This window comes from Acidovorax sp. NN32, assembly GCF_057597245.1.
This window is the reverse complement of record NZ_CP199679.1, coordinates 518625-533366: the sequence shown is the minus strand read 5'-3', so window position 1 is coordinate 533366 and position 14742 is coordinate 518625. Positions and strand designations below refer to the sequence as shown.

12 protein-coding genes are annotated in these 14742 nt (G+C 63.4%); 8 read left to right on the top strand and 4 right to left on the bottom strand.

The annotated features are described in order from the left end of the window. The first annotated feature begins 4 nt into the window (after window positions 1–4). Window positions 5–889, top strand: a complete 885-nt coding sequence (locus tag ACT89O_RS02535) for a ChaN family lipoprotein (protein WP_055398419.1) — start codon at window positions 5–7, stop codon at window positions 887–889. A 1-nt stretch (window position 890) separates the two neighbouring features. On the opposite strand, the gene ACT89O_RS02530 is transcribed toward ACT89O_RS02535, so the two are convergent. Further along, window positions 891–3203, bottom strand: a complete 2313-nt coding sequence (locus ACT89O_RS02530) for a putative bifunctional diguanylate cyclase/phosphodiesterase (protein WP_306555897.1) — start codon at window positions 3201–3203, stop codon at window positions 891–893. A 52-nt stretch (window positions 3204–3255) separates the two neighbouring features. On the opposite strand from ACT89O_RS02530, the gene purU reads away from it, so the two are divergent. From purU to ACT89O_RS02495, 7 genes are all read left to right on the top strand, one after another. Next, window positions 3256–4104, top strand: coding sequence for a formyltetrahydrofolate deformylase (gene purU, locus ACT89O_RS02525; RefSeq protein ID WP_176888061.1), 849 nt, complete (start codon window positions 3256–3258; stop codon window positions 4102–4104). Window positions 4105–4163: 59 nt separating this feature from the next. After that, window positions 4164–5450 (top strand): DNA cytosine methyltransferase, encoded by a 1287-nt coding sequence (locus ACT89O_RS02520; RefSeq protein ID WP_487261716.1) that lies wholly within the window; start codon window positions 4164–4166, stop codon window positions 5448–5450. Beyond that, the gene (locus tag ACT89O_RS02515) at window positions 5443–6270 is read left to right on the top strand and encodes a hypothetical protein (RefSeq protein WP_487261715.1); all 828 of its coding nucleotides are present in this window, start codon (window positions 5443–5445) and stop codon (window positions 6268–6270) included. The genes ACT89O_RS02520 and ACT89O_RS02515 overlap by 8 nt, the downstream gene beginning before the upstream one ends. A gap of 131 nt (window positions 6271–6401) precedes the next feature. Beyond that, window positions 6402–7307, top strand: a complete 906-nt coding sequence (locus tag ACT89O_RS02510) for a LysR substrate-binding domain-containing protein (protein WP_487261714.1) — start codon at window positions 6402–6404, stop codon at window positions 7305–7307. 269 nt (window positions 7308–7576) lie between these two features. Further along, window positions 7577–9082, top strand: coding sequence for an FAD-linked oxidase C-terminal domain-containing protein (locus tag ACT89O_RS02505; RefSeq protein WP_487261713.1), 1506 nt, complete (start codon window positions 7577–7579; stop codon window positions 9080–9082). Between the two features lie 198 nt (window positions 9083–9280). Next, entirely contained in the window at window positions 9281–9958 is a 678-nt protein-coding gene (locus tag ACT89O_RS02500) for a hypothetical protein (RefSeq protein ID WP_487261712.1), read from the top strand. Between the two features lie 135 nt (window positions 9959–10093). Further along, window positions 10094–10528, top strand: a complete 435-nt coding sequence (locus tag ACT89O_RS02495) for a hypothetical protein (RefSeq protein ID WP_487261711.1) — start codon at window positions 10094–10096, stop codon at window positions 10526–10528. A gap of 315 nt (window positions 10529–10843) precedes the next feature. On the opposite strand, the gene ACT89O_RS02490 is transcribed toward ACT89O_RS02495, so the two are convergent. From ACT89O_RS02490 to ACT89O_RS02480, 3 genes are all read right to left on the bottom strand, one after another. Continuing rightward, window positions 10844–11938, bottom strand: coding sequence for an IS5 family transposase (locus ACT89O_RS02490; protein WP_487260675.1), 1095 nt, complete (start codon window positions 11936–11938; stop codon window positions 10844–10846). A gap of 246 nt (window positions 11939–12184) precedes the next feature. Continuing rightward, window positions 12185–13480 (bottom strand): DUF445 domain-containing protein, encoded by a 1296-nt coding sequence (locus ACT89O_RS02485; protein WP_487261710.1) that lies wholly within the window; start codon window positions 13478–13480, stop codon window positions 12185–12187. Window positions 13481–13513: 33 nt separating this feature from the next. Then, entirely contained in the window at window positions 13514–14653 is a 1140-nt protein-coding gene (locus ACT89O_RS02480; RefSeq protein ID WP_487256745.1) for a pyridoxal-phosphate-dependent aminotransferase family protein, read from the bottom strand. Between the last annotated feature and the right edge of the window lie 89 nt (window positions 14654–14742).

Sequence of the window (14742 nt, the reverse complement as noted above, 5' to 3'; positions counted from 1 at the left end):
CGCCATGCAACGACCACCCGACACCCACCTCTGTGCCCGCCTGCTGCTGGCCGGAGCCCTGATAGCCACGGGAGCACTGGCAGGCTGTGCCAGCACGGGCACCACGCCCCCCAGCACCCCACTCGCCGCGTGGCCCGACCGCCTGCAGGCCCTGCTCCCCACCGATGTGCTGTTGCTCGGCGAACAGCACGATGCGCCCGACCACCAGCGCCTGCAGCGCGAAGCCGTGTTGTGGCTGGCCGCAAAAGGCCAGTTGGCGGCCGTGGTGATGGAGATGGCCGAGAGCGGCCACAGCACCCAGGCCCTGCCGCGCGACGCCACCGACGCCCAGGCCCAGGCCGCACTGCAATGGAACGACGCCGCCTGGCCGTGGAAAGCCTATGGCCCCGTGGTGATGGCCGCCGTGGCCGCTGGCGTGCCGGTGCTGGGTGGCAACCTGCCGCGTGCCCAGATGCGCGCCGCGATGGGCGAGGCCCGCTGGGACCAGCACCTGCCCGCCCCCGCACTGGCACAGCAGTACCAGGCGCTGCGCGACGGCCACTGCGGCCTGCTACCGGAATCGCAAATTGCCCCCATGGCCCGCATCCAGATCGCCCGCGACGCGAGCATGGCGCGCACCGCCCAGCAGGCCCTGCGCCCCGGGCAGACGGTGCTACTGGTGGCCGGGGGCGGCCATGTGCTGCGCAGCCTGGGAGTGCCCACCCACTGGCCAGCCGGTTTGGTGTCAAAAGTGGCCCTGGCGCAATCCGGTAAAGCGCAGACAGCTATCAAAAGTGAAGCAAGCAAACCAGGCGACGCGGATGCGGTGATTGAAACCCCTGCCCTGCCACCCCGCGATGCCTGTGCAGAACTGCGCGAGAAGTGGCGCCCGGCGCGCCCAGCACCGTGACCTACGGTGCCGCAGTCACGGGCTGTGCCCGCAGCAGCGCCGCGAAGTCATCGGCGGGCACGGGGCGACTGCACAGGTAGCCCTGGTATGCATCACAGCCCCGCTCGCGCAAAAAGGCCAGTTGGCCGTCGGTTTCCACCCCTTCGGCCAGCACCGACAGCCCCATGCTGTGCCCCATGGCGATGATGGCGGCGCTGATGGCCATGTCGTCCTCGCTTTGCGGAATGTCGCGGATGAAACCCTGGTCGATCTTGAGCACATCGATGGGAAAGCGCTTGAGCTGCGCGAGCGACGAATATCCTGTGCCAAAGTCATCCACCGCAATGCGCAGGCCCAGCGCGCGCAGGCGCATCAGCACCTGGCGGGCCTCTTCGGTGCGCTCGGCCAGGGCGGTTTCGGTGATCTCCAGCTCCAGCAGCGCAGGCGGAAAGCCCGAATCGGCCAGCGCGCTCGATGCGCAACCGGTCAGGTCCGTCAGGTGGAACTGGCGCGGTGACACGTTCACGGCGAGCGTGAGGTCGGGCAAGCCCGCCAGGCGCCACTGCTGGCCCTGGCGGCAAACCTCGCGCAGCACCCATTCGCCCAGCGGGCCGATGACGCCCGATGTTTCGGCCACGGGGATAAAGCGCGCGGGCGAGATCAGGCCCTCCACCGGGTCGTTCCAGCGCACCAGCGCCTCGGCGCCCTGGATGCGGCCGGTGGCAATGTCCACCTGCGGCTGGTAGTACATCTGCAGGTGGCCCTGCGCCAGCGCCAAGCGCAGGCGCGACTCCAGCGCCAGCCGCTCGCGCGCGGCCTGGGTCATGGCCTCGTGGAAGAAACACCACGCGCCCCGGCCCCGTGCCTTGGCGCCGTACACCGCCGCGTGGGCGCCCTGCAGCAGCAGCTCGGTGGTGTTCGCATGCTCGGGGAACATGCAGATGCCCACGCTCACCCCCGCCACCAGTTCAAAGCCATCGGGCGAACGCCAGGGCTCGGCCACGGCGGTGATCAGGTGCCGTGCCACGGCAGCGGCGCCGTCGGCATGGCGCAGGTGGCGCGCCACCACGGCCAGCTCGTCGCCCGCCAGCCGCCCCATCACGTCGCCCGGCCGCAGGGCCGACTGCACCTGCCGTGCGATGTGCTTGAGCACCTCATCACCCGTGGCATGGCCGTAGCTGTCATTCACGTCCTTGAAACGGTCAAGGTTGAGCAGCAGCACGGCAATGTGCTCTCCACTGACGCGCGCTGACTGCACGGCCTGCTCCAGCTGGTGGCCGAACCACGCGCGGTTGGACAGCCCCGTGAGCGCATCGTTGTGCGCCAGGAACTCCAGCCGCTGCTGCTGCACCTTTTCTTCAGAAATGTCGGTGAACATGCACACGTAGTGCGTGATCTGCCCGGCAGGGTCACGCACGGCCGACAGGGACATGTGTTCGGGAAACACCTCGCCGTTCTTGCGGCGGTTCCAGATCTCGCCCTGCCAGTGGCCCGTCTGGCGCAAGGTGCTCCACATCGCGTCGTAGAACGCCCTGTCGTGCCGACCCGATTTGAAGACGCGCGGCGTCTGGCCCAGCAGCTCCTCCTCGGTATAGCCCAGCAGGCGAGTGACGGCGGCGTTGGCCGACAGGATGCGGCTTTGCGCATCGGTCACCACCACGCCCTCGATGGTGTTGTCCACCACCGTCGCGGCCAGCCGCTGGCGGGCCTCGCTGTTCTTGAGTGCGGCGCGGGCGGCCTTGATCTCGTCCAGGTCCTGCACCACGCAGACCAGGTGGGCGGGCTCGGCATCGGCCTCGGGCACCAGCGTTACGGTGCACAGCACGGCCACCTTGCGGCCATCACCGGGGCGCAGGCATTCGCGTTCGCCCACGTAGTGGTCAATCTCGCCCGCCAGCAGGCGCGACAGCTGGGTCGCCGCCCATTCACGGTCGGCCGCCAGCATCACGTCGCGAAAGTTCAGGGTGCACACCCGCGCCAGCGGCGCACCCAGCAGATCACACAGGCGGTTGTTGGCCCACAGGAACCGCCCGTCTGGCGCCACACGCGCGATGCCAGCGGGCACGTGGCGCACGATCTGCGACAGCTCCCTGGCCATGGCCACGCGCACCTTTTCGGCGCGGCGCATGCTGCGCAGCATGCACCAGGCCAGGCAGCTGGTCAGCAGCACATAACCCCAGCCCTTCCAGGTCTGAAAGCGCGTGAGCAGCACCGGGTCGCTCACCCACCGGGCCAGCAGCTCGTCGCCCACGAATACCCAGGCCACCCCCAGCACCAGGTACAGCAGCATTCCCCGCCAGGGGACAATACGCGACGCATCGCCCGGATTGGTCATTGATTTCCCTGTTCGACAAGCGCTCAGGCCATGCTGCGACAATCGCACCGCTATGACCAACGCCTACATCCTTACCCTGTCCTGCCCCGACCGCCTGGGGCTGGTGCATGCCGTTTCGGGCTTTTTGCTGGAGCACAGCGGCAACATCGAAGAAGCCGCGCAGTACAACGACCACGCCACGGGCCTGTTCTTCATGCGCGTTCAGTTTGCCTGCGACCTGCACGACCACGCCACGCTCAAGGCCCGCCTGGCCACGTTTGCAGAACCCTACAACATGCATTGGCGCCTGCACGCAACAGCAGCGCCCATGAAAACCGTGCTCATGGTCAGCAAGGAAGGCCACTGCCTCAACGACCTGCTATTCCGCTGGAAGAGTGGCCTGCTGCCCATCGACATCCGCGCCATCATCAGCAACCACCGCGACTTCTATCAGCTGGCAGCCAGCTACAACGTGCCGTTCCACCATATCCCGCTGACGGGCAGCACCAAAGCCCAAGCCGAAGCCAAGCAGCTTGAGATTATCGAGGGCGAAGGTGCCGAGTTGGTGGTATTGGCCCGTTACATGCAGATACTTTCTCTTGACCTATGTCAAAAGTTGGCCGGACGGGCCATCAACATCCACCACAGCTTCCTGCCCAGCTTCAAGGGCGCCAAGCCTTATTACCAGGCCCATGACCGGGGCGTGAAGCTGATCGGCGCCACGGCCCACTATGTGACGGCCGACCTGGACGAAGGCCCGATCATCGAGCAGGACGTGGCCCGCGCCGACCACACCGACACGGTCGAAGACCTCACGGCCCGGGGCCGCGACACCGAAAGCCAGGTGCTGGCCCGCGCCGTGAAGTGGCACAGCGAGCACCGCGTGCTGCTCAACGGCCACAAGACCGTCGTCTTCCGTTAAGGGGGCTTTCCAACGCCACTCTAGTGCGATACTAGCTGTGTTTAATTACAGCCATCAAGATGCATACTTCAGAGCGTAAGCGCCCTATTGGCGTAGATCTGTTCGCAGGGGCGGGGGGGCTATCCCTTGGCTTTGAGCAAGCGGGATTTGACGTTGCTGCGGCAGTAGAGATTGATCCCATTCACTGCGCGACGCATGAATTCAACTTTCCGCATACGAAAGTCATATGTGCGTCGGTTGTTGACATCACGGGAGATGACATCCGGCGCATGGCGTCCCTTGGAAAAACAGATATCGACGTGGTGTTCGGAGGAGCCCCCTGCCAAGGTTTTTCCATGATCGGCAAGCGAGCGTTAGATGATGCGCGCAATCAACTGGTATTTCACTACGTCCGACTGGTACGGGAACTCGCGCCTAAATATTTCGTTTTTGAAAATGTCAAAGGGCTCACTCTTGGCAAGCACGCCCTTTTTTTGGAAGAACTGATTGATGCACTGACCTCAGCAGGCTATCAAATCATCTCCCCATATCAGGTGCTCAATGCAGCTGACTATGGAGTCCCGCAAGATCGACGGCGCCTATTTTTGATAGGCGCCCGCTCAGACCAAGTTGAGCCAGCCTATCCCAAAGGTGAGGCAGTGCGCACATCCGTTTGGGACGCTATTGGAGATCTCCCCGACGCAGATGTTTTTGCATCCCTCCAAGAGCGTGATGAAACAGTAGCGCATTGGAATACTGACGCAGTGTATGCAAGGTACCTGAGAGGTCAGCTCATCGATCCGACCGATTTCAGCTACCAGAGACACTTCGACCAAAACCTGCTCACAAGTAGTCTTCGAACACGCCATTCGGACACGTCCAAGGCCCGCTTCATAGAAACTCCAGCGGGAGAGACCGAACCAGTCAGTCGATTTAAGAAGCTGCACCCGAAAGGGCTATGCAACACATTGCGCGCTGGCACAGACAGTGCAAGAGGTGCCTTCACATCCCCTCGCCCCATTCACCCGATATACGCGCGCGTAATTACCGTTCGCGAAGCTGCGCGGTTGCACTCATATCCTGACTGGTTCCGCTTTCACGCCACCAAGTGGCACGGATTCAGGCAAATAGGCAATAGTGTTCCACCTCGGCTTGGACGTGCTGTAGCTTCTCAAATAATCACTGCACTGGGTTTGCCACCCGTCAAGCCCTTAAAAGCACTGCGGCTCGGCGATGTTTCATTGTTGACCTTGCATATGCTAGACGCTTCGCGCCACTACGGAGTTGCGCGGAATGTGATCGCTCAACGCACGCGTAGCGGGAGGCGGGATAGTTTCACCATGGACATTGAAGAGGCTTATGTCTAGAAAAATCACCACCAGTGACGAAGATGCGTCCTCTTCGGGCCTCAACCGCTATGCAGCCATCATTGAACGCGTTTTCCACAATCATTACTCTGTAGGTGTCGAGCTTTTTGACTTCACTCGGGACGAGATCGTTGGTGTGGCGGCTGAACTGGGCTTAACTTTGCCCAAAAATCTAGGCGATTTGATCTACTACTTCCGATATCGCAACGAGTTTCCCGCAAGCATTCTTCGAACGGCAAAGCCTGGACTAGAGTGGATCATCGAGGGCGCTGGTCGCTCCCTCTATCGCTTCCGCCTCGCTCAACTCAATCGAATATTGCCTAGAAGTGACCTTCTTACCATCAAAGTACCGGACTCAACGCCTGAAATCATCAATGCTTACGCTTTGGGCGATGAGCAAGCACTATTGGCGAAAGTTCGATACAACAGGCTGATCGATGTATTCCTCGGTATTGCGGCCTACTCTCTTCAGAATCACCTCAGGACCACAGTGAAGGGTATCGGTCAGATTGAGATAGATGAAATCTACGTGGGACTGGACAAGCACGGGCGCCAGTTCGTGATCCCTGTGCAAGCAAAGGGTGGTTCTGACAAGCATGGCGTAGTACAGACCCAGCAGGATATTGCGCTTTGTGTCCAAGCTTTTCCAGGTCTCATTTGCCGTTGCGTCTCTGCTCAGTTCATGTCGGACGAACGTATCGCGATGTTCGAACTGACGGTAGTTGAAGGAAGCGTGAAGGTTGTAGAAGAAAGACACTACCAGTTGGTAGGAGCCAAGGCCATTTCTGCATCCGATCTTGCTCAATATTCGCATTCGTAAGAAACCCGTTTCTATGAAAAGCACTTTGGGCACCAACAGTAGCCTTTAGCTCCCTACCTCATCGCCCCTGTAGGACGCCGCGAGCTATTCATGGTCAAGCACTCGCTCACCCACAAGCACACACTTATCTCATGGCCACGGCACCTCCGTCCTCTTTCCTCAGCAACGCAGCCCGGCGCATCCCGCCCATCCAGTGCCTGCTGACCTTCGAGGCCCTGGCCCGCCTGCGCAGCGTGACGCAGACGGCTGACGAGCTTTGCGTGACGCCCAGCGCGGTCAGCCACCGCGTCAAGCAGCTGGAGCAGATCCTGGGCGTGCGGCTGTTTGGCCGGGCCGATTTTTCGCTAACCACCGAGGGCAGCGCCTACTTGGCCCACGTGCGCGAGGGTCTGGGTGCGCTGCAGCGGTTCCCCGGCCAGGCGGCCGCGCCCGGGCGCCGGCGGCTCAAGCTGGCCGTGACACCCACGTTTGCGCGCACCATCCTAATCCCGCGCCTGCGCCAGTTCACCGAGGCCTACCCCGAGATCGACCTGGCCCTGCAGGTGTCCATCCCGCTGCTGGACGTGGTGGCCGAGGATGCAGACCTGATGGTGCGCTTTGGCCCCGGCCACTATGCCGACGTGGAGCATGTGGAATTGGCCCGCGACGTGGTCACGCCCCTGGCCTCGCCCGCGTTCGTGCGCGAGCACGGGCCCTTTGACCGCCCCGAAGACCTGGAGGGCGTGCCCCTGCTGCGCAGCCCGCTGGAGCCCTGGCGCACCTGGTTTGCCGCCACGGGCCTCGACTGGGCCGAGCCCAGCGAGGGCTCGCAGTTCAACGACATCGGCCTGATGTGCGACGGCGCCGCTGCCGGTATGGGCGTGGCGCTGGTGCGCCTGAAGCTGGGCGCACCGTGGCTGGAGAACGGCACGCTGGTGCGCCTGTTTGACACCGACACTGCCAGCCCCCACGCCCACTACCTGTGCTGGCGCACCGGCACCATGGACCGGTGGGAATGCGCGGCGTTTGCCGAGTGGCTGCGCAAAACCATGGCGTAGTCGAGGCATCCCCCTGAATCGCCTTTGGCGCCTTCCCCCTTCTCTCGGCTGCGCCGGGAAGGGGGACACAGCCCTCGCTACGGGGCGGCCCTTGCTCGGCTGCCCTCGCCCGAGCCGCGCCCTCCTCCACCAAGTTCAGGCAAAAATCAACCCCAGCGCTTGTCCAACAAGCTCTAGAAGCTATCAATTAGTGAGCATCTCGGTGTTTTTCACAAACACCTGCAGAAAACCTCACACCCCGCCCGTCCCCATCCCCTACAGTGGCGGCCATGATCACCGCCACTTCTTCCGCCCCGCTCCCGACACCCGCCGAACGCGCCGCGCGCCAGGCCGAGGTTGTCCAGGCCCTGGGCCGCGTGCTGCCCGCCCACGCACTGCTCTGGCACAACGAGGACACCACTCCGTACGAATGCGACGGCCTCACCGCCTACCGCCAGCGCCCCCTGGTGGTGTGCCTGCCCGAAACGTATGACGAAGTGCAGGCCGTGCTGCAGGTCTGCCACCGGCTTCAGGTGCCCGTGGTCGCGCGCGGCGCAGGCACGGGCCTGTCGGGCGGCGCCATGCCCCACGCCCTGGGCGTGACGATGTCGCTGGCCAAATTCAACCGCATCCTCGACCTGAACCCCGAAAGCCGCACGGCCGTGGTGCAGTGTGGCGTGCGCAACCTGGCGATCAGCGAGGCGGCGGCACCCTACAACCTCTACTACGCGCCCGACCCCAGCAGCCAGATCGCCTGCACCATCGGCGGCAACGTGGCCGAGAACTCGGGCGGCGTGCACTGCCTCAAATACGGCCTCACCGTGCACAACGTGCTCAAGGTGAAAGGCTTCACCGTGGAAGGCGAGCCGGTGGAATTTGGCAGCGAGGCCCTGGACGCCCCCGGCTACGACCTGTTGGCCGCCGTGATCGGCAGCGAAGGCATGCTGGCCGTGACCACCGAAGTGACGGTCAAGCTCATCCCCAAGCCGCAGCTGGCGCGCTGCATCATGGCCAGCTTTGACGACGTGCGCAAAGCGGGCGACGCGGTGGCTGCGGTCATCGCGGCTGGCATCATCCCCGCCGGCCTGGAGATGATGGACAAGCCCATGACCGCCGCCGTCGAAGACTTTGTGCACGCGGGCTACGACCTGACGGCCGAAGCCATCCTGCTGTGCGAAAGCGATGGCACGCCCGAAGAAGTAGAGGAAGAAATCGGCCGCATGAGCGACGTGCTCCGCGCTGCAGGCGCCACCGCCATTTCGGTCAGCAACGACGAAGCCGAGCGCCTGCGCTTCTGGAGCGGTCGAAAGAACGCCTTCCCCGCCAGCGGCCGCATCAGCCCCGACTACATGTGCATGGACTCGACCATCCCGCGCAAGCGCCTGGCCGACATCCTGCTGGCCATCCAGGAGATGGAAAAGAAATACCAGCTTCGCTGCGCCAACGTGTTCCACGCGGGCGACGGCAACCTGCATCCGCTGATCCTTTTCGATGCGAACGATGCCGACCAGTTGCACCGCTGCGAACTGTTTGGCGCGGAGATCCTGGAAACCAGCGTTGCCATGGGCGGCACGGTGACGGGCGAGCATGGCGTGGGTGTGGAGAAACTCAACAGCATGTGTGTGCAGTTTTCTGCGGAGGAGAACGCGCAGATGTTTGGGTTGAAGCATGCGTTCGACCCGGCGGGGTTGCTGAATCCGGGGAAGGTGATTCCGACGCTGAATCGGTGTGCGGAGTACGGGAAGATGTTGGTGCGAGGGGGGCAGATCAAGCATCCGGATTTGCCGCGGTTTTGAAGGATTGGTCACTTGGCATTGGTGGATATGGGCTCGAAGCCCACGCTGCACATCGCTCATCAACAGCGTCCTGAGATGCACCAATCAAGCGCTCCCGCAGCCAGAACTTTGCCCTGTGAGTGCCGCATCTCACATTTTCGCAAGTGATAATTCCCCAGTGAAAGCCTGCCGGTTTCATCACATATCCGGAGCCAATCTATGAACGTACGCGCCTATTGCATAGCTCTCTCTGTCCTCATCTCCGGTTGTGCCACGCCGGTTTACAACTATGCCCCTAGAACGGTCGCGGTTAGCGAACCCCCTCTAGGCGTTGTAAGCACTGTTCGCATCGGAGACATCATGTTGAAGCAAGGCCAGTATCGAGAGCATGAGGCCCTGTACTTGAGGTCAGCACGGAAGATCGGCATCGCTTACACCCTTCAGCCTGGTTATTACTTGAAGGACGGAGAGGATGGGGCGTCCGAATTTTTCTCACCGAGAGATGAAGAAGCTGGGCGCATAGACAAGATTTTCATCGCAGACCGAAGCAAGGCGGTCATGGCAAGAAATGGTCGAACGGAACTATGCATTGTTTCCGTCTACAACAACTTCACCTGCGAACCAACCGGCGACGTTGAGTGGGTCAAGCGCCCCGTCCTCGCCCAAGATGCTTTTCAGCGAACCCTTATCTACAACGGGAAAGTAGGGTCAAGAATCAATGTTGCCTATCGCGAGTTTTCAAACAACTTGGCGCGTCCGGCTTTCAACAACAATGTTGAGTACGACCTGTCTGAATCCAATCGAATCGCTTATCAAGGAGCAGAACTTGAGGTGCTAGAGGCCACGAATCAACACATCAAGTTCAAGCTGCACCACAACTTCAATTCCGCGAGATGAGCGGCGTCTAACCGTCTAGCGGGATCCCTCATATCAACCGTTGAGTACCCGCTTTCTCTAACGGTCACCGGCTGGTGCCGGTAGCACCAAGCAAAACCTCCAAAGACCCGCAGCAATCTTCCATCCGCCGATCCCATGCCCGGCGACGCCGCCTCCGCCCTCCTTCAAACCGGCAACGCCCTCGTCACACAAGCACAGGCCGTAGCCACGCAAGACTTTGCAGCAGCACGCGCGTTGTGGCGTGAGGCGAGGGTGTTGTTTCAACGCGCGCATGACGCCGACCCCAAGCAACACGCAGCAGCGTTTCGCCTGGGGCAGGCGTGGGTGGCAGAAGCCCATGCGCTGCAGAAAGAAGGATCTGAAGATGCGACCGCGATGTGGCGGCAGGCGGCGCTGCAGTGCGAGGTGGCCTTTGCGCTCGACCCGCACCATGCGGTGACGGCCATGCACATCGCCAGTTGCTACGCCTGGGCGCAAGACGCCGACGCCAAGCTGGCCTGGACGCAGATTGCGCAGCATCTTCAGGAAGAACACGCGGCCAACATGGCGGCGGATGAGGCGGCACGCTAGCTGACGCAGCGCGGCCGCGGCCGAGCAACGCGATGGCCCGCGTGGCTGTTCGGCTGTTGGCTGTTCGGCTCCCCCACCCTGCTGGCTGCGCCTGCGTCGGGGCGGTTGCGGGGTGAGCATGGGCGTCGAAGCGCCCATGCCTCGTGAACTGACTCGCCGTGGCTGTCCGAGCGGCGCTGCGCAGCAGCAAAGCGAGTTCCACGGCGCACCCCGCAACCGTCCCGACGCAGGTTTGCCCCTTCGCAACGCGAAGGGGTCGCAGACTGGGGGTCGCCCTTTCTTTGGTGACTTTCTTTCGGAGGGTGTAGAAGAAATCTATCTCAACCGCCCCAGCAGCATCCGCGCCTGCGCCAGCCACACCCATGCCTGCGCATAGAACGGCTTGCGATCATGGTGCATCACAAGCCTTCGGTTACGCTCCAGCCATGCATGGGTGCGCTCCACCACCCAACGCTTCTTGGGCATGGCCACCGGCTGCTCTTCGCTCCACAACGATTGCTGAGCGTCATCCCAACGGTGACGGCCACTGTTTCGCACTATCTGCACCTGCACCCGGTGCACCTTTTCGATCTCCTGAGCACATTGCCCGGCATATGCACTGTCGGCCCACAACACCTTCAACGACCCGCCTGTGCGTGCGCACGCCTGTGCCACTGCTTGCCCAGCCGCTGCGCGGTCCGGTACAGCGGCGCTGGTGACCACCACCGCCAGCAGCAATCCCAGCGTATCCACGACCAGATGGCGCTTGCGCCCTTGAACCTTCTTGCCCGCATCAAAGCCCAGCGTTCCGCCCTGAGGGCTGCCACGGTTGGATTGGGAGTCGATCACGGCTTCACTGGGCTGCTCTGCGCGCTCCACACGTTGCCGCCACTGCTGGCGCAGACGCTCGTGCAGCGCTTCAAACTTGCCTTGACGGGCCCAGCGTACAAAGGCTTTTTGCACCGACTGCCAGGGAGGATAGATCTGGGTGGGCAGGTTGCGCCAGGACGAGCCGGTGCGCAGCACGTAGCAGCACGCTTCAACCACGCTGCGTCGAGAGTACGTTGCAGGCCGACCTCGCGCGCCGGGCTCTGGTTCGAACAAGTCCTGGGCCAGTGCCCATTCAGCGTCTGTGAGGGCAAGGGCCATGCCCGAGTCGCTGCTGGGGCGATGCAGGGCGGTGTAGCCGTAGCGGGTGCCAGGCTGCTGGGGGTTGGCGCGTGCCAGTTGCTGCTTGGGTCGTGTCCGCTGTAACCCAGCGGCCTTGAGCGCTGCACGCAGGGTCACTGTGCTGGGGGCGTTGCGGCCCATGCGTTCGCCCCAGACCAGGGCCAACTCCGGCAGTGTCGCCTGGGGGTTGTCGCGCACTACCTCGCGCAAGGCTGCGTACTCCCCAGTGGATATCACGGGCGGTCGGCCTGTCTTTGCCATTGCATTGCTCCTGCTTGGTCAGTGCGACAGGATTTTAATTTATTTCTTCTACACCCTCTCGGCGACGCGAAAGAAAGTTACTCGCATGCCGGGCGACTCCCGGCCTCCGCCCTTTGCAAAGGCACGCGGCCAAATCAACACACGAGCCCCGGCTTCGGCAAGCTCAGCCCGAACAGACGGGGTGGCGCCCCGGCTTCGACAGGCTCAGCCCGAACGGTTGGGGGTGGTACTCAGACTGCGGCAGCCTCAGCCACCCACCACCGCCCGCCAAATCTCCCCCGCGTGCGACACCACAAACAGCACAAGCCCAATCAACCCGCCCACCACGGTGCCGTTGATGCGGATGTACTGCAAATCCTTCCCAATGTTCAGCTCGACCAGCTGCGTCATCTCTTCGGTATCCCATCGCCGCACGGTGTCCTCGATGTGCTGCGCAATAAACGCCGACACATCCGGCGCCAGCCCCTCCACCCACCGCTCCAGCCGGTCATTGAACGACTGCCTGAGCGCCGCATCCCCCGCCAGCGACTCGCCCAGCCATAACCCCAGCTTGCCCACCTGCCGCGCCAGCACCGAATCGGCATCGGCCAGGTCGCGTTGCAGAGCGCCGCGCAGATCCAGCCACAAGGTCTGCACATAACCTGCCACCGTGGCGTCGGTCTGCAGCCAGGTGCGGATCTCCTCGCCCTTGCGCTCCCATTCCGGGTCGCTGCGCAGGCGCTCAATAAAGCGCTGCACCGCCACATCAAACTGCGCACGCAGTGCGTGCTGGGGGTTGGCGGCCACATCGGCCATCAGGCTCTCCAGCGCGCGGGCCAGCAGGGCCGAGCCCTTGTCGCCCAGCCAGTCGCTGGGCAACAACTTCTCGGTGCGCGGGTGGTCCTTCTTGAGCCAGGCCACGATGGACTGCGCGACCCAGGTGCGGGTCTGCTCGTTCTGCAGCAGTTCGATGAGCTTGGCCAGCACGTCGTCCAGCAGGGCCTGATGGCGGCCGTTGTGCGTGAGGGTGTCGAGCACCGCCGCCAGCGCGCGCGACAGATCCACCTGCCCGATCAATGCGCGCGCCGCCTTCTGGATGAAGCGCTCCACCTGCGCGTCCTGCACCATCTCCAGCGCGGCTGATGCCAGGCGGCTGGCCTGGTGGCCCAGCAGCGCGGCGTTGCCGGGGGCTGTGAGCCACTGCGCCAGCCGCTCGGCGGGGTCGTGGCGGCGGATCAAAGACACCAGCGAGGGCACATCCAGGAACTTGTCGCGCACAAAGGTGGCGAGGTTGCGGCCGATGCGCGCCTGGTTGCGCGCAATGACCGCCGTGTGCGGAATGGGCAGGCCCAGCGGACGCCGGAACAGCGCCACCACCGCAAACCAGTCGGCCAGCGCGCCCACCATGGCGGCCTCGGCCATGGCCTTGACGCCATTGAGCCACAGGCCGCGTTCGACCACACTGGTGGCGATGAACACGGCCGTCACGAGCAACAACAGGCCCAGTGCCTGGCGCTTGGCCCGGCGCAAGGTGAGGGTTGCGCTTTCAGTCTCGGCGTTCATCCGAGCAAGCCCGCCGACCTGGACCGCAACCTGTCAGGCTGCCGCCGCAATCTGGTCCAGCGCCTTCGACAAATGGCCCACGGTGCGGTCCACGTTGTGCCACTTCTCCAGGCCAAACAGGCCGATGCGGAAGGTCTTGAAGTCCGGCCCTTCATCGCACTGCAGCGGCACACCCGCAGCAGTCTGCAGGCCCACTTCCATGAACTTCTTGCCGTTCTGGATGCCGGGGTCGGTGGTGTAGCTCACCACCACGCCGGGCGCCTTGAAGCCGTCGGCCGCCACGCTGGGGAAGCCGCGCGATTCGAGCAGCGCGCGCACCTTGGCGCCCAATTCGATCTGCTCGTCACGCACCTTGGCAAATCCATATTCACGCGTCTCGGCCATCACCTCGCGCAGGCGCACCAGCGCATCCGTGGGCATGGTGGTGTGGTACGCGTGCTGGCCCTTTTCGTAGCCCTCGGCGATCTGCATCCACTTCTTGAGGTCGCACGAGAAGCTGCTGCTGGTGGTGCCCTCGATGGCTTCGCGCGCACGCTCGGACAGCATCACCATGGCGCAGCAGGGCGATCCGCTCCAGCCCTTTTGCGGCGCGCTGATGAGCACATCCACGCCCGTGGCCTGCATGTCCACCCACATCGCGCCCGACGCCACGCAGTCCAGCACAAACAGCGCGCCCACCTCATGCGCAGCCGCCGTCAGCGTGCGGATGTAGTCGTCCGAAAGGATGATGCCGCTGGCCGTTTCCACATGGGGCGCAAACACCACCTTGGGCTTTTCTGCGCGGATGGTAGCGGCGACTTCCTCAGCGGGGCATGGTGCCCAGGGCGCCTGCGGGCCACTGCCCTGCTGGCGCGCCTTGCACACCACGGAACCACCGCCCAGGCCCTTGTCGGCATCAAAGATCTGCGTCCAGCGGTAGCTGAACCAGCCGTTGCGCACGATGAGCACCTTCTCGCGGTTGGCGAACTGGCGGGCCACGGCCTCCATGCCAAAGGTGCCGCTGCCGGGCACCAGCACGGCGGTGTGGGCGTGGTAGACCTCTTTGAGCGTTCCCAGAATGTCCTGCACCACGCCGGTGAAGCGCTTGGACATGTGGTTGAGCGCGCGGTCGGTGTAGACCACCGAAAATTCGAGCAAACCATCGGGGTCGATATCGGGCAAAAGGCCGGGCATAGGGGAGTCTCCGCGTGTGAAACTGGGGTACGAAAAAGGGACGATCAGGTCAGCTTATCATGGCCCCGCGCCACCCCAAGGCCGCGCGC

Excerpts from the sequence above, each read along its gene's own strand:
- ACT89O_RS02505 (WP_487261713.1), top strand. The coding sequence starts at position 7,577 with ATGATCACCGCCACTTCTTCCGCCCCGCTCCCGACACCCGCCGAACGC.
- ACT89O_RS02515 (WP_487261715.1), top strand. The coding sequence starts at position 5,443 with ATGTCTAGAAAAATCACCACCAGTGACGAAGATGCGTCCTCTTCGGGC.
- ACT89O_RS02495 (WP_487261711.1), top strand. The coding sequence starts at position 10,094 with ATGCCCGGCGACGCCGCCTCCGCCCTCCTTCAAACCGGCAACGCCCTC.
- ACT89O_RS02480 (WP_487256745.1), bottom strand. The coding sequence starts at position 14,653 with ATGCCCGGCCTTTTGCCCGATATCGACCCCGATGGTTTGCTCGAATTT.
- ACT89O_RS02510 (WP_487261714.1), top strand. The coding sequence starts at position 6,402 with ATGGCCACGGCACCTCCGTCCTCTTTCCTCAGCAACGCAGCCCGGCGC.
- ACT89O_RS02530 (WP_306555897.1), bottom strand. The coding sequence starts at position 3,203 with ATGACCAATCCGGGCGATGCGTCGCGTATTGTCCCCTGGCGGGGAATG.
- ACT89O_RS02485 (WP_487261710.1), bottom strand. The coding sequence starts at position 13,480 with ATGAACGCCGAGACTGAAAGCGCAACCCTCACCTTGCGCCGGGCCAAG.
- ACT89O_RS02520 (WP_487261716.1), top strand. The coding sequence starts at position 4,164 with ATGCATACTTCAGAGCGTAAGCGCCCTATTGGCGTAGATCTGTTCGCA.
- ACT89O_RS02535 (WP_055398419.1), top strand. The coding sequence starts at position 5 with ATGCAACGACCACCCGACACCCACCTCTGTGCCCGCCTGCTGCTGGCC.
- ACT89O_RS02500 (WP_487261712.1), top strand. The coding sequence starts at position 9,281 with ATGAACGTACGCGCCTATTGCATAGCTCTCTCTGTCCTCATCTCCGGT.
- ACT89O_RS02490 (WP_487260675.1), bottom strand. The coding sequence starts at position 11,938 with ATGGCAAAGACAGGCCGACCGCCCGTGATATCCACTGGGGAGTACGCA.
- purU (WP_176888061.1), top strand. The coding sequence starts at position 3,256 with ATGACCAACGCCTACATCCTTACCCTGTCCTGCCCCGACCGCCTGGGG.